The sequence below is a fragment of the Glycomyces sp. TRM65418 genome (assembly GCF_019710475.1).
GTDB lineage: Bacteria > Actinomycetota > Actinomycetes > Mycobacteriales > Micromonosporaceae > Glycomyces.
This window is the reverse complement of record NZ_JAJFAX010000026.1, coordinates 1-1,123: the sequence shown is the minus strand read 5'-3', so window position 1 is coordinate 1,123 and position 1,123 is coordinate 1. Positions and strand designations below refer to the sequence as shown.

Here is a 1,123-nt window from a genome sequence, read left to right as displayed (position 1 = left end):
TGGACTGGATAGCCTCTAAGTGGTTGCTGTGTCGGGTGATTCGTTTGCGTGTTTCCGTGGAGGCCGTGTCGGGGCGGAGTGATCCCCCAGTCCGGCAGTGTGATCAAGGTCGTACGATAGGCGCAACGTTCCTTCGACGAAGAGGCTGAGCCGATGGCAGAGAACGACGGGATCACGCCCGAAGCGACCGCCGACTACGTACCCGACTTCGACATCTCCAAGCCCTCCATCGCCCGCGTCTACGACGCGACCCTCGGCGGCAAGGACAACTTCGCGGTCGACCGCGAGGGCGCGGCCATGATCGCGAAATACGTGCCCAAGATCCGCGAAGCGAGCCTCGACAACCGCCTCGGCCTCATCAAGGGCGTGCGGTACGTGGCGCAGCAGGGCATCGACCAGTTCCTCGACATCGGCGCCGGCCTGCCCACGATGGAGAACACCCACCAGGTGGCCCAGGCCGTCAATCCGAACGCGAAGGTCTGCTACGTCGACAACGACCCCATCGTGCTCTCGCACGGGCGGGCCCTGCTGGCGGACAACGAGTCCACGGTGATCGTCACCGCCGACCTGCGCCACCCGCCCAGCATCCTCAACCACCCCGACGTCAACAAGATGATCGACTTCGACCGACCCGTCGGCTTGATGATCGTGGGGTTGATGATGCACTTCCATCCCGACGAGGAGCCCGGCAACTGGATCCGAGCGCTGCTGGAGGCGTGCCCGAGCGGGTCTTACCTGCACATCACCGATTTCGCCGACACCGGCTACCCCGAGCAGAAGGCGATGGAGACCTCCTGCATCCAGGCGCTGGGCAACGGGTGGGCCCGCACGCCCGAGGAGATCGAGGCGCACTTCCAGGGGCTGCCGCTGGTGCCTCCGGGCCTGGAGTTCCCCACCCGCTGGTTCCCCGGGGAGCCTGACAGGGAGGTGCCCGCCGTGGAGGACCTCGAGCCGCATCAGCGGATCATCATGGCCGGTCTCGCCTACAAGGAATAGGCCACCACCGTATCGAGGGCGCGCGCCAGGGGCTGCGCGCCCTTCGCCGTCTCCGCCCCCGGCCCCCGGCTCACCCGATCAGGTGAATCCCGCCCCGCGGCCCCACACCGCCCACAGGACTCCGGCG

Annotated in this window: 1 protein-coding gene; it reads left to right on the top strand. The window is 67.1% G+C overall.

The features are described 5' to 3' along the window. Positions 1-153 precede the first annotated feature (153 nt). Complete coding sequence (locus tag K3N28_RS23165; protein WP_228095269.1) at positions 154-996, top strand: SAM-dependent methyltransferase; 843 nt, start codon at positions 154-156, stop codon at positions 994-996. The last annotated feature ends 127 nt before the right edge of the window (positions 997-1,123 follow it).